General features: G+C 72.3%; 21 protein-coding genes and 1 riboswitch. Of the genes, 8 read left to right on the forward strand and 13 right to left on the reverse strand.

The window, feature by feature from the left end; all coding sequences use genetic code 11:
• Nucleotides 1–11: 11 nt before the first annotated feature.
• The 5 genes from OOK31_RS27165 to OOK31_RS27185 form a co-directional block, all read right to left on the reverse strand.
• Entirely contained in the window at nt 12–773 is a 762-nt protein-coding gene (locus OOK31_RS27165) for an SDR family oxidoreductase (protein WP_267089973.1), read from the reverse strand.
• Between the two features lie 28 nt (nt 774–801).
• Entirely contained in the window at nt 802–1,563 is a 762-nt protein-coding gene (fabG, locus tag OOK31_RS27170; RefSeq protein ID WP_267089974.1) for a 3-oxoacyl-ACP reductase FabG, read from the reverse strand.
• Nucleotides 1,564–1,690: 127 nt separating this feature from the next.
• Complete coding sequence (locus OOK31_RS27175; RefSeq protein ID WP_267089975.1) at nt 1,691–2,074, reverse strand: DUF3037 domain-containing protein; 384 nt, start codon at nt 2,072–2,074, stop codon at nt 1,691–1,693.
• Nucleotides 2,071–2,916, reverse strand: coding sequence for a HipA family kinase (locus OOK31_RS27180; RefSeq protein ID WP_267089976.1), 846 nt, complete (start codon nt 2,914–2,916; stop codon nt 2,071–2,073). Before OOK31_RS27180 ends, OOK31_RS27175 begins: the two co-directional genes overlap by 4 nt.
• Nucleotides 2,917–2,956: 40 nt before the next feature.
• Entirely contained in the window at nt 2,957–3,568 is a 612-nt protein-coding gene (locus tag OOK31_RS27185; protein ID WP_267089977.1) for a cysteine hydrolase, read from the reverse strand.
• Between the two features lie 76 nt (nt 3,569–3,644).
• Between OOK31_RS27185 and OOK31_RS27190 the strand changes: the two genes are divergently transcribed.
• Entirely contained in the window at nt 3,645–4,124 is a 480-nt protein-coding gene (locus tag OOK31_RS27190; RefSeq protein ID WP_267089978.1) for a pyridoxamine 5'-phosphate oxidase family protein, read from the forward strand.
• Between the two features lie 9 nt (nt 4,125–4,133).
• Here OOK31_RS27190 and OOK31_RS27195 read toward each other — a convergent pair whose 3' ends face one another.
• Nucleotides 4,134–5,033: a LysR family transcriptional regulator gene (locus OOK31_RS27195; protein ID WP_267089979.1), complete on the reverse strand. Its 900-nt coding sequence runs from the start codon at nt 5,031–5,033 to the stop codon at nt 4,134–4,136.
• 73 nt (nt 5,034–5,106) lie between these two features.
• On the opposite strand from OOK31_RS27195, the gene OOK31_RS27200 reads away from it, so the two are divergent.
• Nucleotides 5,107–6,078: a DMT family transporter gene (locus OOK31_RS27200; protein ID WP_267089980.1), complete on the forward strand. Its 972-nt coding sequence runs from the start codon at nt 5,107–5,109 to the stop codon at nt 6,076–6,078.
• A 52-nt stretch (nt 6,079–6,130) separates the two neighbouring features.
• Here the strand turns inward: OOK31_RS27200 and OOK31_RS27205 are convergent, their stop codons facing one another.
• Nucleotides 6,131–7,462 carry an aminotransferase class I/II-fold pyridoxal phosphate-dependent enzyme gene (locus tag OOK31_RS27205; protein ID WP_267089981.1) on the reverse strand — a complete coding sequence of 444 codons (1,332 nt, stop codon included), beginning with the start codon at nt 7,460–7,462 and terminating at the stop codon, nt 6,131–6,133.
• A 37-nt stretch (nt 7,463–7,499) separates the two neighbouring features.
• Between OOK31_RS27205 and OOK31_RS27210 the strand changes: the two genes are divergently transcribed.
• Nucleotides 7,500–8,165 carry a pyridoxamine 5'-phosphate oxidase family protein gene (locus OOK31_RS27210; protein WP_267089982.1) on the forward strand — a complete coding sequence of 222 codons (666 nt, stop codon included), beginning with the start codon at nt 7,500–7,502 and terminating at the stop codon, nt 8,163–8,165.
• Here the strand turns inward: OOK31_RS27210 and OOK31_RS27215 are convergent.
• Together OOK31_RS27215 and OOK31_RS27220 are read right to left on the reverse strand one after the other, a co-directional pair.
• The gene (locus OOK31_RS27215) at nt 8,147–9,154 is read right to left on the reverse strand and encodes a DMT family transporter (RefSeq protein WP_267089983.1); all 1,008 of its coding nucleotides are present in this window, start codon (nt 9,152–9,154) and stop codon (nt 8,147–8,149) included. The genes OOK31_RS27210 and OOK31_RS27215 overlap by 19 nt on opposite strands.
• A gap of 261 nt (nt 9,155–9,415) precedes the next feature.
• A complete protein-coding gene (locus OOK31_RS27220; protein ID WP_267089984.1) occupies nt 9,416–10,372 on the reverse strand; it encodes a DMT family transporter in 957 nt (318 codons plus the stop codon).
• 171 nt (nt 10,373–10,543) lie between these two features.
• Here OOK31_RS27220 and OOK31_RS27225 point away from each other — a divergent pair, with 171 nt between their 5' ends.
• On the forward strand, nt 10,544–10,972 hold the full coding sequence (locus OOK31_RS27225; RefSeq protein WP_267089985.1) for an SRPBCC family protein: 429 nt from the start codon (nt 10,544–10,546) through the stop codon (nt 10,970–10,972).
• Between the two features lie 54 nt (nt 10,973–11,026).
• Here OOK31_RS27225 and OOK31_RS27230 read toward each other — a convergent pair whose 3' ends face one another.
• Nucleotides 11,027–11,638 carry a PadR family transcriptional regulator gene (locus OOK31_RS27230; RefSeq protein ID WP_267089986.1) on the reverse strand — a complete coding sequence of 204 codons (612 nt, stop codon included), beginning with the start codon at nt 11,636–11,638 and terminating at the stop codon, nt 11,027–11,029.
• Nucleotides 11,639–11,903: 265 nt separating this feature from the next.
• Here OOK31_RS27230 and OOK31_RS27235 point away from each other — a divergent pair, with 265 nt between their 5' ends.
• Together OOK31_RS27235 and OOK31_RS27240 are read left to right on the forward strand one after the other, a co-directional pair.
• Entirely contained in the window at nt 11,904–12,647 is a 744-nt protein-coding gene (locus tag OOK31_RS27235; protein ID WP_267089987.1) for a hypothetical protein, read from the forward strand.
• Nucleotides 12,648–12,739: 92 nt separating this feature from the next.
• A complete protein-coding gene (locus OOK31_RS27240; protein WP_267089988.1) occupies nt 12,740–13,558 on the forward strand; it encodes a PhzF family phenazine biosynthesis protein in 819 nt (272 codons plus the stop codon).
• Between the two features lie 21 nt (nt 13,559–13,579).
• Here the strand turns inward: OOK31_RS27240 and OOK31_RS27245 are convergent, their stop codons facing one another.
• Entirely contained in the window at nt 13,580–14,401 is an 822-nt protein-coding gene (locus tag OOK31_RS27245) for a CPBP family intramembrane glutamic endopeptidase (RefSeq protein ID WP_267089989.1), read from the reverse strand.
• A gap of 78 nt (nt 14,402–14,479) precedes the next feature.
• Nucleotides 14,480–16,015, reverse strand: a complete 1,536-nt coding sequence (locus OOK31_RS27250) for a glutamate-cysteine ligase family protein (RefSeq protein WP_267089990.1) — start codon at nt 16,013–16,015, stop codon at nt 14,480–14,482.
• A gap of 496 nt (nt 16,016–16,511) precedes the next feature.
• On the opposite strand from OOK31_RS27250, the gene OOK31_RS27255 reads away from it, so the two are divergent.
• A complete protein-coding gene (locus OOK31_RS27255) occupies nt 16,512–17,132 on the forward strand; it encodes a hypothetical protein (protein WP_267089991.1) in 621 nt (206 codons plus the stop codon).
• 288 nt (nt 17,133–17,420) lie between these two features.
• Nucleotides 17,421–17,609, forward strand: a complete 189-nt coding sequence (locus tag OOK31_RS27260; protein ID WP_323188254.1) for a DUF5999 family protein — start codon at nt 17,421–17,423, stop codon at nt 17,607–17,609.
• Nucleotides 17,610–17,715: 106 nt separating this feature from the next.
• Here the strand turns inward: OOK31_RS27260 and gcvP are convergent, their stop codons facing one another.
• Nucleotides 17,716–20,601: an aminomethyl-transferring glycine dehydrogenase gene (gcvP, locus tag OOK31_RS27265; protein WP_267089993.1), complete on the reverse strand. Its 2,886-nt coding sequence runs from the start codon at nt 20,599–20,601 to the stop codon at nt 17,716–17,718.
• A gap of 196 nt (nt 20,602–20,797) precedes the next feature.
• Nucleotides 20,798–20,896, reverse strand: a riboswitch (glycine riboswitch).
• Nucleotides 20,897–20,900: the final 4 nt, after the last annotated feature.

Raw genomic sequence — 20,900 nt, forward strand, 5'->3', positions numbered from 1 at the left:
CCGGTTATCGGTCAGTGCACACCGGCATTGAGGAACATTCCCCCGTCGACCACCAGAGTCTGTCCGGTGATCCATTCCGCTTGTGCAGATGTCAGGAACGCCGCCGCGCCGCCGATGTCCTCCGGGACCCCGAGCCGCCCCAGCGGGTAGGCGGCGGCCGCCTCCTGCTCCCGGCCCTCGTAGAGCGCCTGCGCGAACCTGGTCTTGACCACGGCCGGCGCGATGGCGTTGACCCGGACGCCCGGCGCCATCTCGTGCGCGAGCTGGAGGGTCAGGTTGACCATGGCCGCCTTGCTCATCCCGTACGCGCCGATGAAGGGCGAGGCCGAGATCCCGGCGATGGAGGCGATGTTCACGATCGCACCGCCGTTGTCCTTCTGCCAGGCGTGCCAGGTGCGCTGGGCGAAGCCGAGCGCCGAGATCACGTTGGTCTCGAAGACCTTGCGTGCCACCCCCAGGTCGAGGTCCGCGATCGGACCGAAGACCGGATTGGTGCCGGCGTTGTTCACCAGGAAGTCGAGCCGGCCGAAGGCCTCCATCACGCGCTCCACGGCGACGGCCTGGTGGGCCTCGTCGTGCGCCTTGCCCGCGACGCCGATCACCCGGTCCGCGCCGAGCCGCTCCACGGCCTCCTTGAGCGCGTCCTCGTTGCGGCCGGTGATGCAGACCCGGTCGCCGCGGGCGACGAGCGCCTCGGCGACCCCGTAGCCGATGCCCCGGCTCGCGCCGGTGACCAGCGCGACCTTGCCGCTGTCGATGCCGTTGTACGTCATGCCGTACGCCCTGCCTCTCGGGAACTCGTCAGTTGAGCGGGCCGCCGGCCACGTACATGACCTGGCCGGAGACGAAGCCGGCGGCCTCGCCCGTGAAGAAGGCGATGGCGTTGGCGACGTCGTCCGGGCGGCCGACGCGCTGGACCGGGATCTGGGTGGCGGCGGCGGCCTGGAACTCCTCGAAGTCCATGCGGACGCGGGCGGCCGTCTGGGCGGTCATCTCGGTGACGATGAAGCCGGGGGCGACGGCGTTGGCGGTGACTCCGAACTTGCCGAGCTCGATGGCGAGCGTCTTGGTGAAGCCCTGGAGGCCGGCCTTGGCGGCGGCGTAGTTGGCCTGGCCGCGGTTGCCGAGCGCGGAGCTGCTGGAGAGGTTCACGATGCGGCCGAACTTGGCCTCCACCATGTACTTCTGACAGGCCCTGGCCATCAGGAACGCCCCGCGCAGGTGCACGTTCATGACGGTGTCCCAGTCGCTGTCGCTCATCTTGAAGAGCATGTTGTCGCGGAGCACGCCGGCGTTGTTGACCAGGACGGTCGGAGCGCCGAGGGTGCTCGCGACGCGCTCGACGGCCGCCTCCACCTGGGCGCTGTCGGAGACGTCGCAGCCGACGGCCAGGGCCGTGCCGCCGGCTGCGGTGATCGCCTCCACGGTGTCCTTGCAGGCCGCCTCGTCGAGGTCGAGTACGGCGACGGAGCGGTCCTCGGCCGCCAGGCGGACGGCGGTGGCCGCTCCGATGCCGCGGGCCGCCCCGGTCACGATCGCGACGCGGTGCTCGGTGGTGGACATGCTGGATCTCCTCGCCCTTGAGAAACGGCCGCCCGAGGTGAGCAACCGCTTAGTAGCTTCAGCTGAGGAGACGCTAGGAGCCGTGGCACCGGGTGTCAACGGTGGCTTGCCCCACTGGGGGCGGGGCCTAGCGGACCAGCAGGTCCAGGAGGCGCTCCACCTCCGCCGCCGGGTCCGCCGTGAGGCCCGTGTGCACCGGCCCCGGCTGCACCACCGTGCTGCGCGGCGCGATCAGCCAGCGGAACCGCCGCCCCGCGTCGTCACCGGCCGCCTGCCCGGCGCGTTCGCCGCCCGCGCACAGCCCTTCGACCCCGTGCAGGGCGGACCGGATCCCGGCCACGTCGGCCTCGGGGTCCAGCGCGAGGAGCTTGGCCTCGTCGAGGTGGATGCGCGCGGCGACGTACGAATGCGCCCGGCAGTAGACGATCACCCCGGCGTTGAAGCACTCGCCGCGCTCCATCCGGGGCACGACGCGCACCAGCGCGTACTCGAAAACGTCCCGCTTGGTCACTCGGCGCCGCTCTTCTGCTTGTTCTGGTCCGACTGGGGAGGGAGCCGCTCGGCGAGCCAGCCCGGCGGACCGGACCGGGGCTTGACCTCGGCCTCCATCGTGATCCTCTCGTGGATCGTCGCCGCGCGCGGCAGCAGGGCCTCCACGTAGGCGCGGCGGACGGCGTCGGTCGAGTCGAAGCCCGGCTCGTCGACGAGCCACTCGTCCGGGACGTCGGCCGTGACCTCGGTCAGCAGCTCCTCGGTCACCAGCGGCGCGAGCTCGGCGGCGGCGGCCGCGATGTCCGGGCCGACGGGGGCCAGGACGTGGTCGGAGGCGTTGTACGGCTTGGCGGCCGCGGCCTGCGCGGTGGGCCAGTTGTGGTGCCAGATCATCGTGGCGCCGTGGTCGATGAGCCACAGGTCCCCGTGCCACACCAGCATGTTCGGGTTGCGCCAGGACCGGTCGACGTTGTTGATGAGGGCGTCGAACCAGACCACGCGCCCCGCCTCGACGGGGTCCGCGCGGTACGCGAGCGGGTCGAAGCCGATCGAGCCGGGCAGGTAGTCCATGCCGAGGTTCAGGCCTCCACTGGCCTTCAGCAGCTCCTGGACCTCCTGGTCGGGCTCGGCGAGCCCGATGACGGGGTCGAGCTGCATCTGCACCAGCCGCGGGACGCGCAGTCCCAGCCGCTGGGCGAGGCGCCCGCAGACGACTTCGGCGACCAGGGTCTTGCGGCCCTGGCCGGCTCCGGTGAATTTCATGACGTAGGTCCCGAGATCGTCGGCCTCGACGATCCCCGGGAGCGAGCCGCCCTCACGCAAGGGCGTGACGTAACGGGTCGCGATCACTTCGGACAGCATCCGCCCAGATTACGGGGGTCCGGGTGCCTTTACCCACCGCTTATGCGGGGGCCCACCGGGCGAGGAGCGCCTCCGTCGTGGTGACGGTCGCGACCAGTGCGAGGGAGTTGCGGATCACCTCGGCGGTGCAGGAGGCGGGCACCCCGGCGATGGCGTCGGCCGGGACCACCACCTGGTAGCCGAGGTTGACGGCGTCGAAGACGGTGTTCGGGATGGCGATGTTGGAGGAGACCCCGGTGACGACGAGGGTGCGGATGCCGAGGTTGCGCAGCAGGGCGTCCAGGTCGGTGCCGGCCATCGGAGAGAGGCCGTGCAGCCGGCGCACCACCAGGTCGTTCCCGGCCACGGTGACGGGGGCCGCCACCTCCACGGCCCGGGTGCCGGTGAGCTGGCGTACGGGGAGCCGGCCTGCGGCCCGGAAGAGCCGTGCGTTGGTGCTGGCCCCGAGGCCGTCGGGGCGCCGCTCGGCGACCGCGTGCAGCACCTGTACGCCGGCTCCGCGCGCGGCGTCGGCCAGTGCGGCCACCCGCTCCAGCATCCCGGAGTCCCGGGCCTCCTTCGCCAGCTCGGGCAGGGCGCTCTCCTCGCCGACGACGCCGTTCTGGCACTCGACGGTGAGCAGCGCGGTGGCGGCCGGATCGAGGTCCTGCATGACTCCCCCTGGCGTGGTGACGGAAGAGCCCGCATGATTCCTGACACACAGTCAGATGTGAAGGGGTGCGGAACGGATGGACGAGACACGCCCGGGCACGAAGGATTCGCAGCGGCGGGGCCGCCGCATCATGATGACCGACGCGGAGGTGGACGCCTTCCTGCGCGAGCAGCGCACCTGCCGGGTCGCCACGGTCTCCCCCGACGGGCGCCCGCACGTGGGCGCCCTGTGGTTCGCCTGGGACGGCACCTCCCTGTGGCTGTACTCGATCACGCGCAGCCGCCGCTGGTCGGACCTGCGGAAGGACCCGCGGATCTCGGTGGTCGTCGACTCCGGGGAGTCCTACGACGAACTGCGCGGGGTCGAACTCAGCGGCAGCGCCGTCTTCGTGGGCGAGGCCCCGCGCACCGGCGAACCCTGCCCTGAGCTGGCGGAGGCGGAACGGCTCTTCCCGGCCAAGAACTTCGGGATCGAGGAGATGCCGCACGACGGCCGCCACGCCTGGATCCGCCTCACCCCCGACGCGGTGGTCTCCTGGGACTTCCGCAAGCTGTAGGCCGAGATCTCAGACGGCGGCCGCCGCCTCGTGGAGCGCCTCGACGGCCGCCCGAATGGAGGGCCTGCGGCCGGCGTCCGCGCGCCAGACGGCGTACACGTGGCGGCGTACGGCGTCGCACACCGGCAGCAGCCGGACCCCCGGCGGTACGGGCCCCCGGCCCAGCCGGGGCGTCACGCACACCCCGAGCCCGGCCTCGACGAAGGCGAGCTGGGTGGGGTGCTCCTCGGCGATGTGCGTGATGCGGGGCTCGATGCCGGTGCCGCGCAGGGTGAAGACCAGCCATTCGTGGCAGAACTGCCCCTCGTTCCAGGAGATCCAGTCGTCGTCGGCGAACTCGGCGAGCGAGATCCGGGTGCGGCCGGCCAGTGGATGACCGGCCGGGACGGCGATGTCGACGGCGTCGTCGAGGAGGTGGGTGCGGGTGAGTTCGGCCGGCACCGGCATCCTCTTGTTGTGCCAGTCGATGGCCAGGGCCATGTCGAGGTCCCCGCGCACGACGGCCGCCATGCTCTCCTCGGGCTCCTGCTCCCGTACCAGGGCGCGCAGTTCGGGGTGCCCGGCCCGCAGGGTGGACAGGGTCCGGGGCAGCAGGCCGCGCATGGCGGTGGGGAAGGCTCCGATCCGCAACTCCCCCACGGCGCAGCCCCGCTGGGCCTCGACGTCGGCCTGGGCGAGCTCCACCTGGGAGATGATCCGGGCGGCGTGGTCCGCGAGCAGCCGCCCGGCGTCGGTGAGCCGTACCCCGCGCCCGTTCTTGGCCAGCAGCGGCTGGCCGACCTCGCGCTCCAGCTTGGCCATCTGCTGGGAGACCGCGGACGTGGTCACATGGAGGCCGCAGGCGGCGCCGCTGACCGAACCGTGGCGGGCGAGGGCGTCGAGGGTGCGCAGGCGCTCCAGGTTCAACATGTAAGCGATGCTACGCGGTAACCCGGAGGAAGTCTCGCTTGTCCTACGAGGTCACGCGCAGCAGAGTGAGCGCATGAGCGCATCCGCCCCTTCCCGCCCGGCCCCCTCCCTCTCACCATCCGCCGCGACCGCGTCGCCGTCCGCCCCGCCGAGGACCGGCAGCGGCGGCCTCGACTGGCGGCTGCGCTTCGCCTTCCTCTCGGTGGTCTGGGGCTTCAGCTTCCTGCTGGTCAAGGTGGGTACGGAGGCCTTCGCGCCGTTCCAGGTGGCCTTCGGCCGGGTGCTGTTCGGCGCGCTCGCCCTGCTGGCGGTGCTGCTGGTGCGCCGCGAACCGCTGCCGCGCGGACTGCGCACCTGGGGTCACCTCACGGTGGCGGCGCTCCTGCTGAACACCCTCCCGTTCTCGCTGTTCGCGTACTCCGAGCTGACCATCCCGTCGAGCCTCGCCGGGATCTGCAACGCCACCTCACCGCTGTGGGGCATGGCGCTGTCGCTGGTCGCCCTCTCCGAGGACCGCCCCACGCGCCGCCGCTTCGCGGGCCTGGGCCTCGGATTCCTGGGGGTGCTGACGGTGCTCGGCGCCTGGCAGGGCTTCGCGGGCATCGACGCCAAGGGCACCGGCCTGGCCCTGCTGGCCTCGCTCTGCTACCCGATCGGCTGGATCTACGTACGCCGCACCCTGGCGGGCACCCCGGGCTCCCCGGTGGCCCTGACCGGAGCGCAGCTGACGGTCTCGACGCTCCAGCTGGGCGTCGTCAGCGTCCTGTTCACCTCCGCGCCCGGCTCGTTCCCGCTGTGGCCGACCCTCGCGGTGATCGCCCTGGGCGCCCTGGGCACGGGCCTGGCCCTCCAGATGCAGTACGGGCTGGTGACGGAGGTCGGGCCGACCACGGCGCAGATGGTCACCTACTTCATCCCGGTGATCGCCACCACGGCCGGCGTCCTGGTCCTCGGCGAGCAGCTGCACTGGAACACCCCGGTCGGCGCGGTGATCGTGCTGGTGGGCGCGGCCCTCACCCAGTCCCGCCCCCGCAAGGCCTCCTAGGCCATCTCTCCCGAGGATGCACGGCCCCCGCACCGCGGGGGCCGTACGCGTTTCAGTCGAAGCGTCCGCCGCCGGCCGGCCGGACCGCCGCGGCCACCGCGTCCGCCAGCGGGAGCACCTCCCCGGGAGCCAGCCCCGAGACGGTGATCCGTACGCCGGGCCCCGCCTCCACCCGGAACCGGGCCCCGGCCGTCACCGCCCACCCCGCCGCCAGCAGCCGGGTGACCACCGCCGTCTCGTCGGGGACCGGGATCCACACGTTCATCCCGCTCCGCCCGTGCGCCACGACCCCGCGTTCCGCCAGCGCCCGGACCAGTCCGTCGCGGCGCAGCCCGTACGAGGCCGCCACCGCCTTCCGGTCCACGGCGCCGGAGGTCCACAGCTCCACCACCGCGTACTGGAGCAGCCTGCTGACCCAGCCCGGCCCCAGCCGCTGCCTGCCCCGGACCCGGTCCAGGGTGACGGGGTCGCCGGTGAGCACCGCGAGCCGCAGGTCGGGCCCGTACGCCTTGGCCGTGGAGCGGATCAGCGCCCAGTGCCGGGTCACCCCGCTGAGCGGGCAGAGCGGCAGGTCCACGATGCCGTGCCCGTGGTCGTCGTCGACGACGAGCACCCCGGGGTGGCCGGCCAGCAGCTCCCGCAGCGCCCGGGCCCGCGCGGGCCCGACGGCGGCGCCGGTCGGGTTCTGGGCGCGCGCCGTCACCAGGAGGGCCCTGGCCCCGTCGGCGAGCGCCCGGGCCACCGCGGCCGGCAGCGGCCCCTCGTCGTCGACGGCCACCGGGAGCACCCGCAGCCCCAGCGCGGGCACCAGGTCGAGCAGGGCCGCCCAGCCGGGGTCCTCGACCGCGACCGCGTCCCCGGGCCGCAGGTGGGCGGCCAGTACGCGCTCGATGCCGTCGAGGGCGCCCGAGGTGACGGCGACGGGCCCGGCCGGGACCCCGTCGGCATCCAGGTCTGCGCGGGCGATCCGGGCGAGGTCCGGGAGCACAGGGTCCTGCCCGTAGAGGGTCGGCGCCTGTGCGTACCGCCGGGCGGCGGCGGCGAGCGCCCCGTCCAGGGAGGGCAGCAGCGCCCGGTCGGGGTTGCCCTGGGTGGCGTCCCGTACGCCGTCGGGGACGGTCATCCGCAGCGTGTCGCGGGGGGCGGTCGCGGGGCGGGCCCGCACCCGGCTGCCGCGCCGGCCGTCCGTCTCGATGACGCCGCGTTCGCGCAGTGTCCGGTACGCGGCGGCCACGGTGTTGGGGTTGACGCCCAGCTCCGCCGCGAGTTCCCGCATCGCGGGCAGCAGGACTCCGGGCGCGAGCGCGCCGGCCGCGACACCCGTTTCGATGCTCGCCGCGATATCCGATGCGCGACGGCCTGTGATCCGATACTCTCCTAGCACAAACCCCATTATGCACTAGTACAACGGAGTCGGCACCATGACCACCACCCCCGTCGCCTACGAGCCCACCGACCGCACCGTCCCGAGCCGCTCCCGCGAGCGGGCGCGCTACGACCGCGAGACGGTCCACTCGATACTCGACCAGGCCTACGTCTGCCACCTCGGGTTCGTCCGCGACGGCGCGCCGGTGGTCCTGCCCACCCTCTTCGGCCGGGTCGGCGAGACCCTCTACGTGCACGGCTCCACCGGCTCGCGCCCGCTGCTGGCCGCCGGCAAGGCCGACCCGGGCCTGGCCGTCTGCCTGACCGTGACGCACGTCGACGGCCTGGTGCTGGCCCGCTCGGCCTTCCACCACTCGATGAACTACCGCTCGGTGGTCGTGCACGGCACCGCCTACCAGGTCACCGACGAGGCAGAGTGCCGGATGGCCCTGGACGCCCTGGTCGACCACGTCGTGCCCGGCCGCTCCGCCGACTCCCGCCCCGCCAACGCCAAGGAACTCGCCGCCACGGCGGTGATCCGGCTGGACCTGAACGAGGTGTCGGCGAAGATCCGCACGGGCGGGCCGAACGACGACGCCGCGGACCTGGGCCTGCCCTTCTGGTCGGGCGTGGTGCCGGTCGCGCCGGCGTACGGGACCCCGGTCCCGGCCGCCGACCTGACCCCCGGCATGACCGTCCCGGACTACATCGCCGCGCTCTGAGGCTCGGGGGCGGGCCGGACCACCGGTCCGCCGCCCGCCCCGCCCTCCGGGCCCCGGCCCCCCGACCCGTCCCGCGGTCCGCGCGCCTCGGCCACGATCAGCGCGCCCACCGCCGACAGCAGCAGTACGGTGCCCAGCACGACGGCCCCCGTCAGCCGCTCCCCGAGCAGTACGACGGCGATGGCGGCCGCGCTCACCGGCTCGATCAGCATGATCACCGACACGGTCGCGGCCCGCACCGACGCGGCCCCCGTGAAGTACAGCGCGTACGCCAGGGCCGTGGGCACCGTGGCGACGTAGACCAGCAGCCACAGCACCCGCGCCAGCTCGGCGGTGTGCGGCAGCAGTCCCTCCACCGCGGCGAGCGGCAGCAGGCACACCGTGCCCACCCCCACCGACCACGCGGTCGTGACGAGCGGGTCTCCGCCGGCCCCGCGCCGCCCGAGCGACCGGGCCCGCAGGGTCATCGCCGCGTACCCGGCGGCCGACAGCAGCGCCCAGCCGACCCCGGCGGGCCGTACCTCACCGCCGCCGGAGCCCAGCACCAGCACGGCCAGCCCGGCGAGGGCCCCGCCGACGGCGGTCACCCCGCCCCGGCCCAGCCGCTCGCCCATCCAGTAGCGGGCCCCGAGCGCGATCAGCACGGGACCGGCCCCGAGGGTGACCACGGTGCCGACCGCCAGGCCGGTCTCGCGCACGGCGGCGAAGTAGGCGGCCTGGAAGAGGGTGAACAGCAGCCCGGTCCCGATCAGCGAGGCGGCCGAGGGCCGGGCCGGCGCCGGGCGCGCCCCGCGCGAGGGCCTCCGTACGGCGAGCACCCCCAGCAGTACGACCAGCCCGCCCGCGCACCGCCAGAACGACAGGGCGAGCGGCCCGAGGTCACTGGCCAGGAAGAGGAGGGAGGCGGCCGCCCCGGCGGTGCCCCAGGCGGCTCCGGCGACGACGAGGTACAGCAGACTGCGCCCGGCGACGGGCGAGAGGTTCGACACGTGTTTCTCCGCGCATGCGTGAAGGATGAGGAAGGCAGGTCATCTCTTCGCGGGCAGCGCCGACCGGCCCGGGGACTGCCCGGGCACGGTTGTGGTTCGCGTGGAAGCCGCCCGCGCTAGGCGGCGGGAGGCGGAAGCACGGTCGAAGGCATGATCGACACCCTACGCGGTGCCCGGCGCCCGTACCAGAGCCCTAGGTCTTGTCGTCAAAGTGGCGCGGGCCAGGCGCCACTTTGACGACAGGGCCTAGGCCGGGACCGCCTAGGCCGGGGTCGTCTCCTTGGCAGGCACGGCCGGATCCGCGGCCCCTTGGCGGCCCGGCCGGGAGGACTGCGCGATGAAGGCGCCGCCCAGCACCAGCGCGCCGCCGGCGATCTGCGGGGCCGAGAGGTGCTCGCCGAGCAGCACCCACGCCAGCACGGTGGCGATGACCGCCTCCAGGCAGGCGACGACGCCCGCCACCTGCGGGGAGAGCTTGCGCACCGAGACCACCCCGGTCAGGTACGCGAACACGGTCGCGACCAGCACCACCCAGCCCAGCAGCAGCAGGGCGGGCACCTGGGTGTCGCCGAGCGCGGCGTCCCGGCCCAGCACCTGCCAGTCCATCTCCCAGGGCCGCGCGATCACGGTCATCACGACGGCGCCGACGATCATGCCGTACGCGATCACGCCCAGCGGGTCGGGCACGTCGTCCCCGTCGGTGCCCTGGTCCGCGAAGACGAAGTAGAAGGCCTGGCAGCAGGCCGCGGCGAGGCCGAGCAGCACCCCGAGCAGGTCCAGGCTCAGCCCGGCCCAGATCTCGACCACGCAGGCCAGACCGACGACGGCCACCGCCGCCCCCGCCGCGGCGGCCCGGGTGACGGGCTTGCGCTGGACGAAGCGGATCCAGCCGAGCAGCAGGGCGGGGCCCAGGTACTCCAGCAGGAGGGCGACCCCGACCGGGATCCGGGACAGGGAGGCGAAGTAGAAGGCCTGCACGCCCGCGACCGCGACCAGCCCGAAGCCGGCGAGCAGCAAGGGTTTGCGCAGCACCAGACCGCGGTGGCGCCAGGCCAGCGGGGACAGCACCAGCGCCGCTCCGGCCACCCTCAGCCACACCACGTGCAGCGGGTCCAGACCCGCCTCTATCAGTGGCTTCGCCGCCACTCCCGAACCACCGAACGCACACGCCGAGACGAGGGCGAGGCCCAGTCCGGCGTTCTTCCCTGACGCTTGCATCGGGCCATCATGGCAGGGCCCGTCAGGAGCGTCACAGGGGTGACACCTGTTGAGACGCACCCGAGACCCGGCCGGCCGGGAGTACCGGAATCTGACAGGTCGTCAGTCTTGAATGTTCCGTCCGCCGGGACTACGTTCCGCCGCACGTACCCGACGAGAAGGGGTGGACGCATGGCTGAAGTCACCGCGGAATCACGCATCGAGGCGCCCGCCGCGAAGCTCTGGGCCCAGCTGACCGACTGGGACGCGTACGGCCAGTGGAGCATGACCCACACCAACTTCCCGAAGGGCGGTCCCGAGACCCTCGCGGTCGGAGCCACCTTCGCCGAGAACATGAAGATGATGGGCTTCCCGGCCGAGGTCCTCTGGACGGTGTCGGAGCTCGAGGCCGAGCGCGTCTTCGCCGTCACCGGCAAGGGGCCGATGGGCGTGGCCGTCCTCACCCGCTACACCCTGGTCCCGGACGGGGCGGCCACGACGGTCCGCATCGACGGGGAGTTCACGGGCGCCGCGGTCTCCCTGATGGCGGGCAAGCTCAAGGACTCGGCGACCGCCGCGCTGAACGAGTCGCTGCGCAAACTGGCCGGCCTGGTCGCCTGAGGCACCCGGCGCCCACCCCGGCCCCACGTACGCCGGGAGGTCCGGCGGGCCGGCTCAGTGCTCGTCGGCCAGGATCAGGTAGAGCTTCTTGCGGGCGTCGTTGATCACTCCGAGGGCCTTCTCCCGCTGCTCGGGCGAGCCGGTCTTGAAGACCTGCCCGAAGGCCTCCATCAGGCCGATGCCGGCGGTGCGCACCTCGTGCATCGCCTCGAAGTCGAAGCCGCGTCCGGCGTCCGCCCAGGGGGCGTCCGGACCGGACTCCGCCTCGGCGCGGCCGGCGTCGGTGAGCGTGAACAGCTTCTTGCCGCCCTCGCTCTCACTGACGATGAGGCCCTCGTCCTCCAGCAGCTGGAGGGTCGGGTAGACCGAGCCGGGGCTGGGCTTCCAGGCCCCGCCGCTGCGCTCGCCGATCTCCTGGATCATCTCGTAGCCGTGCATCGACCGGTCCGCGAGCAGCGCCAGGATCGAGGCGCGTACGTCGCCCCGCCGGGCCCGGCCGCGCGGTCCACCGCGCCCGCCGCGTCCGCCGAAGGGGCCACCGAAGGGCGGTCCGAACGGGCCGAAGGCGGCACGCCGCCCCATGAACTCCTCCCGACGGTCCGGCCCGCAGTGGCCGTGACCCCGTCCGTGGTCCTGCCCGTGGTCGTGCTGTCCGAATGAACGCATCACTGCGCTCCTTCCGTCTTCGTCGTCGCTGTCATGCGCTGTTACGCGCTGTCGTCGTCGTGTCGACTCCTTCACTATCACTGATCCATCGCGATGCGTCAACGATATATCGGAAGCTGTCGCCGACAGTCGACGACCGAGTCAATACAGCGCACGGACAATCCACACCTTCAGGTGGATTAGGGATGGGACTCATGATCGAAAGCCGTAGGGGCGTGCTGTGCTGGCCCCACCTCAGGACGACACATGACGAAAGGGGACATCCATGCGCCTCAAGGGACGCGTCCGGACGTGGCTCGCCGCCACGGCGGCCACCGCCGCACTGCTCCTCGTACCCGGCCCGCCGGCCACCGCCGACAGCCCTCGGCCGCTGGCCGGCAACTACCTCAACCTGCACCAGTGCGTGTACGCGCCCACCCCGGGCGTCGACTACATCACGACGGTGGTGCCCAGCCGCGACGGCCGGTTCATCGCCGGAACGAACACCTCCGCCGCACCGGACCAGAACCTGTCCTGCGGGAACGGCGACGGGAACTACACCCCGATCCGTCCCTGGGCCTCTTTCCAGTCGCTCGACCTGAGCGCCGGCCGCTATCTGAACCTGCACCAGTGCGTGTACTACTCCGAGCTCCAGCACGACCACCTCACCGTGGTGGTCTCGCGCGGGGGCGGTGAGTGGGGTACCGGGACGAACGTCTCCAACACCGCCGACACCACGGTCGACTGCGGTCCCGGCCGCGGGCTCTACTACCTGGTCCCCCTGCTGTCCTCCGTCAAGGCACTGGACCTGACCGCCGGCCGGTACCTGAACCTCCAGCAGTGCCAGTACTACTACGGCCCCCTCGCCGACCACTTCACCACGGTGATCACACCCGCCGGTGACGGCCGCTACTCGACGGGGACGAAGGTCTCCAACACCGCCGACACCACCCCGACCTGCGGTCGCGGCAACGGGAACTTCACCCTCATCCCCCTCCTGTCCGGCACCAAGGCCCTCTCCCGGACCTGACCCGCCCCCTCCCCCTCGACCCCGCACGGACCAGGCCAGTCACCCCGGATTGGCCTTTGTCCGTGATCGGGAGCCCGCCCTACGGTCGGTCCATGCGCATCCGAATCGTCGACGCCTTCACCGACCGCCCCTTCCACGGCAACCCCGCCGGAGTCCTCCTCCTCGACGGCCCCTTCCCGCCCGACGCCTGGCTCCGCCAGGTCGCCGCCGAGGTCAACCTCTCCGAGACCGCCTTCGCGCACCCCCTGCCGCCCGGCGGCGACGCCGACTGGGCCCTGCGCTGGTTCACCCCCACCGCCGAGGTCGACATGTGCGGCCACGCCACCCTCGCCACCGCACACGTCCTCACCGAGCAGGGCCTCGCCACCGGACGGATCCGCTTCAGTGCGCGCTGCGGCGTCCTCACCACCGAGGCGGCCGAGGACGGCACGATCACCATGGACTTCCCCACGTCCTCACTGACCCCGGTCGAGCCGGTCCCGGAGGTGGGCCGCGCACTCGGCGCGGAGATCGTCTCGGTCCACGACACCTCCGCCCACATCGGCGACCTGGTGGTGGAACTGGCCGACGAGCGGACCGTACGGGAGCTCACCCCCGACCTCGCGGTCCTGCGCGGCTACTCCCGTCGCGGAGTGATCGTCACGGCGCCCGCCGAGGACCCCTCCCGCGGCTACGACTTCGTCTCCCGCGGCTTCTTCCCCGCCTTCGGCATCGACGAGGACCCGGTCACCGGCAGCGCGCACACCGCCCTCGCCCCGTTCTGGGCGGCGCGCCTTGGCCGCACCGAGCTGACCGGACTCCAGGGCGGCGCCCGCCGCGGACTGGTCCGGGTGCGGCTCGCCGGCGAGCGTACGTTCCTGACCGGTCGCGCCGTCACCGTCATCGACGGCGAGCTGCTCACCGCCCCCTGACACCCGCAGGACGGCCGGCGGCTACGGGGTGGGCAGCCAGCCCACCTTGCCCGCGAGCAGCGCGTACCCGCCGAAGGCCACGATGTCGAGCAGCGCGTGCGCGACGACCAGCGGCCCCACCCGGCCCCAGCGCCGGTAGGCGAGGACGAAGACGACGCCCATCACCACGTTCCCGATGAACCCGCCGATGCCCTGGTAGAGGTGGTACGAGCCGCGCAGCACCGAGCTCGCGACCAGCGCGGCCATCGGCGACCAGCCCAGCTGGCCGAGCCTGCGCAGCAGGTAGGCCAGCACGATGACCTCCTCCACCACGGAGTTCTGCACGGCGGAGAGGATCAGTACGGGGAACTTCCACCACACGTCGGGCAGCGCCTCCGGCACCACCGTGAGGTTGAATCCGGTGGCCCGGGCCGCGAGGTAGAAGGCCAGCCCGGCGCTGCCGATCCCGGCGGCCACGAGCGCGCCCCGGCCCAGGTCCCACACCGGCCGGGTGCGGTCGAAGCCCAGCACCCGCAGCCCCGGCGCGCCCTCGCGGGTCAGCAGGTGCGCGACCAGGAGGACGGGGACCAGCGCGCTCGCGATCCCGAAGAGCTGCCACGCCAGGTCGAGCCAGGGCCGCCCGGGCGCGTACGAGCCGTTGAGCGTGGCGGCCTGGTCCTTGAGTCCGCCCGGCTTGGTGAGCGAGCCGATGAAGCTGATCAGCGCCGAGACCCCGCTCGCCCCCAGCGAGAGCGCGAGGACGAGCAGCGTCTCGGTGCGCAGGAGGCCGCGCCGCTCTTCCCCGCGCAGCTCCACGACCACCGGCTCCGGCTCCGTCCGCACGTCCGACTCCCGTCCGCCCATCCCGCTGTGACCACCCCATACTGCCTCCTCGGCGGCCGGGGCGGATCGGCGGGACGGGCGGGCGGGGCCCGGGGGCGGTCAGCGGCGGGCCGCTGCCGGAGCCTTCACCTCCTCTTCCTCGATGCCCACGGGCCAGGTGTGCACCGGGTCCCCCTTGTGCATCAGCTCGCTGTAGCGCCGGGTGGTCGCGGCCAGCGCGGCGTCCCGTTCGAGCCCGCCCGCGAGTGCCCGGTGGTAGGTGTCCACCTGCCAGGTCGCCCCGTTCACCCGGCGCCGGCACCGCTCCTCGATGATCCCGAGGTAGAGGTCCCGGTCGGCGGGTTCGATGCCCCAGGCGTCGAGTCCGGCCGCGGCCATCGGCAGCAGCTCGTCCAGCACCAGCCGCACCGCCGGTACGCTGACCAGCCCCCCGGCCCGGCCGCGGCGCGGCCAGTGCAGCCGCGCGTCGATCCCGTACCGGCAGGCCGCGTCGAAGTTGGCCTCCGCCTCCGCGAACGGCATCCGGGTCCACACCGGGCGCTGCTCGTCCGCGAGGGTGCGTACGAGCCCGTAGTAGAAGGCCGCGTTGGCGACGACGTCGGCGACGGTCGGCCCGGCCGGCAGCACCCGGTTCTCCACCCGCAGGTGCGGCACCCCGTCGGCCACCCCGTAGACCGGCCGGTTCCAGCGGTACACCGTGCCGTTGTGCAGCACCAGTTCCTGCAGGCTCGGCACCCCGCCCTCGGCCAGGACCCGCAGCGGCTCCTCCTCGTCACAGATGGGCAGCAGCGAGGGGAACCAGCGGACGTTCTCGGCGAAGAGCTCGTACGCCGAGTCCACCCACCGCTCCCCGAACCAGGTGCGCGGCCGCACTCCCTGCGCCTTGAGCTCGGGCGGGCGCGTGTCGGTGGCTTGCGTGAACAGCGGCGGCCGCGATTCTCGCCACAGCTCCCGCCCGAACAGGAACGGCGAGTTGGCGCCCACGGCTATCTGTACGGCCGTCACCGCCTGCGCCGCGTTCCACACGTCGGCGAACCGCGCCGGGGTGACCTGCAGGTGCAGCTGTACGGAGGTGCAGGCGGCCTCGGGCACGATCGAGCCGGTGCTCCAGGTCAGCCGCTCGACCCCGTCGATGTCGAGGGTGAAGTCCTCTCCGCGCATCATCAGGATCTGCTCGTTCAGCAGGGAGTAGCGGTCCACCTCGGAGAGGTTGGCCGGGGCCAGGTCGGAGCGGGAGAGCGTCGGCAGGATCCCGATCATCACCACGCCCGCGTCGATCGCCGCGGCCTGCCGGTGGGCGTAGTGCAGCCCCGCGCTCAGTTCCTCCGCGAGCTGGTCGAATACCCTGCCGTCGAGCCGGTGCGGCAGGACGTTCACCTCCAGGTTGAACATTCCGAGTTCGGTCTGGAAATCGGGGCTCGCAATCCGCTCCAGTACCTGTGCATTCACCATTCGCGGCAAACCGTCGGAACCGGCGAGATTCAACTCGATCTCCAGCCCCATCATGTTCTTGGGGCGATCGAACCTCTTCTCGGCCAGAAGCCGCTCCAGCCCCTCCAGGCACTCGTGAAGCTTCCTCCGATACCGATGCCGATCGGACAGGTCGAATCCGCCCGCCACGACCTTCTCCCCCATCGAAGCGTCCCTCCTCGAGTGGGCCTGGCCCGGTGCACCCGGGCGCGCGTTACGGTCGATGATGCCCAGGGCGCGTGATCATTAACGCCGGGCCGCCGGGTCCGGCCGGGGAGCGCGCGCCGGTATGGCCGGATGGGCGCTCCGGCACATTCACCTGGCATGCCGGATTACGCAAATCCAGCGTCGACTTTGCCGATTCCGGATTACCGACGCTTTCCAGCCGAGCCCCAGTCCGGTAACCTCCGAGGTCAGCGCGGCTTGTTCGCGTGCAACCGGCATGAATACCACGACAGCGGGTCCGGTAAGCGCCTTGTCGGCAATGGGCGGGACAGCTAGCCGAAACACTGTGTGAACACATGTCGTATAAACTCCGCAAACGAGGCAGAGAGTTGGCGCGCGGCCATTGCCCCACAGCCCACCTCTGACCCCAGAATGCGACAGCGCCGTCCGCACCTTCCCCCGTACCACAGGTCTCCCAAGTGAGAGGCGACCCACCATGCCGCTGCATGTCCTTCCGGCCCCCGCGCCCGCCCTGCGCAGCGTCCTCGCGGCACTCGGTTCTCCCACCGCCGTCCACGAGGCGCACACCCCGACCCTGCGCGCGGTCCAGGGTCCGGTCACCGCCGAACTCCCGCTCCCGGTCCACGTGCTCGACCGGCTGAACAGGTCGGCCGTCGGGGCCGGTGCCAGGCCGCCGCGCACCCGGCTCACCGGCTGGCGCTTCCTGATCCGCAGCGGCGACCGCTTCGTCGCCGCGGCCGACACCCGTCTGACCCCGGACGGCTGGGCCTTCTCCCATTTCTTCGAGGGCCCCTACGTCGCCGCCACCGAACGCGCCCTGCGCCAGGCGGAGTCGCTCGGCAAGAGCTACCAGCCGCGGCTGCTGTCCGTACCCGAGCTGTACATGCTGACCCTGTGGCTGCACGGGGCGGTCGGCGCCGACGCCTCCTCCGGCCTGCCCGCCGCCGCCGATCTGCTCGTACCCCTGGCACCGGCCCCGCCCGGGATCGCCGCGTTCCGACCGCACCCGGTCTCGGAACTGCTGCCCGTACTGACCCACCGGCTGACCCCGCCGGCCCCTCCGGTCCCGCCGCCGGTGGCGGCCCCGGCGGCCTGATCCCGCGGCCCGGCGTGATGCGCGTGACCCGGGTGACCCATTCGGCCTAGTCCTCTCGGGCCACCCGCGAACCATCCGAAATGACAGGGGAGTTGGCCTGAACCGCCCGCACGAGTGATGCGTCATCAATCCATGAGGACAGCTGCCGGGAAATACCTGCGAAGCAGCCGTCATGGGGGAAGACTGAGGACATCCTCCCCGCAGGTGCGGGGACGACACAGGGGGACGGCCATGAATCACGCATCGAGCCGTAGCGAACAGACCACACCGCAGCGAAAGAACGCATCCATGTGCCAGCACGAGCCTGCCTGCCCGTCATCAGAGTCCGCCGACCGGGAGGCCGCCCGCCCGGTGGCCAACCACCCGGAACAGGGCTGGAGCCTGCTGTGCAACGGCGTCCTGCTCTTCGAGGACACCGGTGAGCTGCTGCCGGACGGCCAGATCATCGCCCCGCACCGCCCGCTCGCGGCGGCGTAGGGCGAGCGCACGGCGGGACAGCAGCAGACGGAAGGGGCCGGCCCCGGAGCGAAATGCTCCAGGACCGGCCCCTTCACCGTGTCACCCTGTCGTCCCGTACGGGACCTCAGTTGTCGTACTCGTCCAGCGGCGGGCAGGAGCACACCAGGTTCCGGTCGCCGAAGGCACCGTCGATCCGGCGCACCGGCGGCCAGTACTTCTCGGAGGCCGACACACCACCCGGGAAGACCGCCTCGTCACGGCTGTACGGGTGGTTCCACTCCCCGCCGAGGGCCGCCGCGGTGTGCGGGGCGTTGGCCAGCGGGTTGTCCTCCAGCGGCCACTCGCCGCCCGCGACCCGCTCGATCTCACCGCGGATGGCGATCATCGCGTCGCAGAAACGGTCGATCTCGGCGAGGTCCTCGGACTCCGTCGGCTCGATCATCAGCGTGCCCGCGACCGGGAAGGACATGGTCGGCGCGTGGAAGCCGTAGTCGATCAGACGCTTGGCGATGTCGTCGACGCTCACGCCCGTCGCCTTCGACAGCGGACGCAGGTCGATGATGCACTCGTGCGCCACCAGGTTGCCCGGGCCCGTGTACAGCACCGGGTAGTGCGGCTCCAGGCGCTTGGCGATGTAGTTCGCGCCGAGCACCGCCACCTGGGTGGCGCGCTTGAGGCCCTCGCCGCCCATCAGGCGGACGTACGACCAGGAGATCGGCAGGATGCCGGCGGAACCCCACGGCGCGGCCGAGATCGGACCCACGCCCGTCTCCGGACCGGCGGTCGGCTGGAGCGGGTGGTTCGGCAGGTACGGGGCCAGGTGCGCGCGGACACCGACCGGGCCGACGCCCGGGCCGCCGCCGCCGTGCGGGATGCAGAAGGTCTTGTGCAGGTTCAGGTGCGAGACGTCGCCGCCGAAGTGACCCGGCTTGGCCAGGCCCACCAGGGCGTTCAGGTTCGCGCCGTCCACGTACACCTGGCCGCCGGCCTCGTGCACCTGGGCGCAGATGTCGGCGACGTGCTCCTCGAACACACCGTGCGTCGACGGGTAGGTGATCATCAGCACGGCGAGCTGCTCGCCGTGCTGCTCGATCTTCGCGCGCAGGTCGGCCGCGTCCACCTCGCCGTCGTCGGCGGTCTTGACGACGACGACCTTCATGCCGGCCATCACGGCGCTCGCGGCGTTGGTGCCGTGCGCGGAGGACGGGATCAGGCAGATGGTGCGCTGCTCGTCGCCGTTCGCCCGGTGGTAGGCGCGGACGGCCAGCAGGCCGGCGAGCTCACCCTGGGAGCCGGCGTTCGGCTGGATGGAGACCTTGTCGTAGCCGGTGACCTCGCAGAGACGTTCCTCCAGCTCGGTGATGAGCGTGAGGTACCCCTCGGCCTGCTCGACCGGGGCGAAGGGGTGCAGCTGGCCGAACTCGGGCCAGGTGACCGGCTCCATCTCGGTGGTCGCGTTGAGCTTCATGGTGCAGGAGCCCAGCGGGATCATGCCCCGGTCCAGCGCGTAGTCCTTGTCCGAGAGCTTGCGCAGGTAGCGCAGCATCGCGGTCTCGGAGCGGTGCTGGTGGAAGACCGGGTGGCCGAGGTAGTCGTCCGAGCGCAGCAGGCCCTCGGGCAGGGTGTCGGCGGCGGAGGCGTCGAGGGCCTCGATGTCCGCGCTGACCCCGAAGGCGGCCCAGACGGATTCGATGTCGGCGCGCAGGGTGGTCTCGTCGCAGGCGGCCGAGACGTGGTCGGCGTCCACCTGGAACAGGTTGACCCCGCCCTCGCGGGCCGCGGCGACGACCTCGGCGGCCTTGCCGGGCACCCGGGCGGTGACCGTGTCGAAGAAGGAGCCGTGCACCAGCTCGACCCCGCCGGCCGTCAGGCCCGCGGCGAGCAGGGCGGCGTAGCGGTGGGTGCGGCGGGCGATCGTGCGCAGGCCGTCCGGACCGTGGTAGACGGCGTACATGCCGGCCATGACGGCCAGCAGCACCTGCGCGGTACAGATGTTGCTGGTGGCCTTCTCACGGCGGATGTGCTGCTCACGGGTCTGCAGCGCCAGGCGGTACGCCTTGTTGCCGTCCGCGTCCACGGACACGCCGACGAGGCGGCCGGGGAGCGAGCGGGCGTGCTGCTGCTGGACGGCCATGTAGCCGGCGTGCGGTCCGCCGAAGCCCATCGGGACGCCGAAGCGCTGGGTGGTGCCGACCGCGATGTCCGCGCCCAGCTCGCCCGGGGAGGTCAGCAGGGTCAGGGCGAGCAGGTCGGCGGAGACGGCGACGATCGCGCCGAGCCCGTGCGCCTGGTCGATGACCGGCTTGATGTCGCGTACGGCACCGGAGGCGCCGGGGTACTGGACGAGCACGCCGTAGATCCCGCGCTCGGCGATCTCGGCCGGGATGCCGTCCGACAGGTCGGCGACGACGATCTCGATGCCGATCGGCTCGGCGCGGGTCTCGATCACGGCGATCGTCTGCGGCAGCGCGTCGGCGTCGACGAGGAAGACGTTGCCCTTGGCCTTGCCGACCCGGCGGGCCAGCGTCATGGCCTCGGCGGCCGCGGTGCCCTCGTCGAGCAGGGAGGCACCGGAGGTCGGCAGGCCGGTCAGGTCGGCGACGACGGTCTGGAAGTTCAGCAGCGCCTCGAGGCGGCCCTGCGAGATCTCCGGCTGGTAGGGCGTGTACGCCGTGTACCAGGCCGGGTTCTCCATGACGTTGCGCAGGATGACCGGGGGCGTGAAGGTCCCGTAGTAGCCGAGGCCGATCATCGAGGACAGGACCTGGTTGCGGTCTGCGAGCGAGCGCAGCTCGGCCAGCACCTCGGCCTCGGTCCGCGCCTCGGGCAGGTTCAGCGCGGCGGCGGTCTTGATGACATCCGGCACCGCGGCGGCGGTGAGCTCGTCCAGGGAGCCGTAGCCCACCTGGGCGAGCATCTTCGCCTGCGCCTCGGCATCCGGGCCGATGTGGCGCTGCTCGAAGGGGATGCCTCGCTCCAGCTGGGAGAGCGGAATGCGGTTGGCGGTCATGACGGAGGCCTCCTGGTCGTATGACCTGCGAGGGGCACCACGGCGCGGGCACCCGGACGGCCTCCCCCTCTGTCATCTCAACCTGAGAGCTTCACCGGGCCTCACAGGGGTCGCCCGCGAGATCCGGCTTTCACCGTCGGTGAGGAGCGGAACCGGTACTGCGTGACCGGTACCGCGCCTGCTTTCCAGAGTGGCCTCACCACGTGCGGTACGTATGCCTGAGAGATTCCGGGGAGGATTTGCTCCTTCGGCGCCTCCGTCGAACTCACTCGGAGGACTCTCCCGCACAGGGTCAACAG

It is taken from the genome of Streptomyces sp. NBC_00249 (genome assembly GCF_026342355.1).
Lineage (GTDB): Bacteria > Actinomycetota > Actinomycetes > Streptomycetales > Streptomycetaceae > Streptomyces.

Bases quoted from the DNA above. Each gene is read 5' to 3' on its own strand.
- OOK31_RS27165 (WP_267089973.1), bottom strand. From the start codon at position 773: ATGACGTACAACGGCATCGACAGCGGCAAGGTCGCGCTGGTCACCGGC.
- fabG (WP_267089974.1), bottom strand. From the start codon at position 1,563: ATGTCCACCACCGAGCACCGCGTCGCGATCGTGACCGGGGCGGCCCGC.
- OOK31_RS27180 (WP_267089976.1), bottom strand. From the start codon at position 2,916: ATGCTGTCCGAAGTGATCGCGACCCGTTACGTCACGCCCTTGCGTGAG.
- OOK31_RS27185 (WP_267089977.1), bottom strand. From the start codon at position 3,568: ATGCAGGACCTCGATCCGGCCGCCACCGCGCTGCTCACCGTCGAGTGC.
- OOK31_RS27190 (WP_267089978.1), top strand. From the start codon at position 3,645: ATGGACGAGACACGCCCGGGCACGAAGGATTCGCAGCGGCGGGGCCGC.
- OOK31_RS27195 (WP_267089979.1), bottom strand. From the start codon at position 5,033: ATGTTGAACCTGGAGCGCCTGCGCACCCTCGACGCCCTCGCCCGCCAC.
- OOK31_RS27200 (WP_267089980.1), top strand. From the start codon at position 5,107: ATGAGCGCATCCGCCCCTTCCCGCCCGGCCCCCTCCCTCTCACCATCC.
- OOK31_RS27210 (WP_267089982.1), top strand. From the start codon at position 7,500: ATGACCACCACCCCCGTCGCCTACGAGCCCACCGACCGCACCGTCCCG.
- OOK31_RS27220 (WP_267089984.1), bottom strand. From the start codon at position 10,372: ATGCAAGCGTCAGGGAAGAACGCCGGACTGGGCCTCGCCCTCGTCTCG.
- OOK31_RS27225 (WP_267089985.1), top strand. From the start codon at position 10,544: ATGGCTGAAGTCACCGCGGAATCACGCATCGAGGCGCCCGCCGCGAAG.
- OOK31_RS27230 (WP_267089986.1), bottom strand. From the start codon at position 11,638: ATGCGTTCATTCGGACAGCACGACCACGGGCAGGACCACGGACGGGGT.
- OOK31_RS27235 (WP_267089987.1), top strand. From the start codon at position 11,904: ATGCGCCTCAAGGGACGCGTCCGGACGTGGCTCGCCGCCACGGCGGCC.
- OOK31_RS27240 (WP_267089988.1), top strand. From the start codon at position 12,740: ATGCGCATCCGAATCGTCGACGCCTTCACCGACCGCCCCTTCCACGGC.
- OOK31_RS27245 (WP_267089989.1), bottom strand. From the start codon at position 14,401: ATGGGCGGACGGGAGTCGGACGTGCGGACGGAGCCGGAGCCGGTGGTC.
- OOK31_RS27250 (WP_267089990.1), bottom strand. From the start codon at position 16,015: ATGGGGGAGAAGGTCGTGGCGGGCGGATTCGACCTGTCCGATCGGCAT.
- OOK31_RS27255 (WP_267089991.1), top strand. From the start codon at position 16,512: ATGCCGCTGCATGTCCTTCCGGCCCCCGCGCCCGCCCTGCGCAGCGTC.
- OOK31_RS27260 (WP_323188254.1), top strand. From the start codon at position 17,421: ATGTGCCAGCACGAGCCTGCCTGCCCGTCATCAGAGTCCGCCGACCGG.
- gcvP (WP_267089993.1), bottom strand. From the start codon at position 20,601: ATGACCGCCAACCGCATTCCGCTCTCCCAGCTGGAGCGAGGCATCCCC.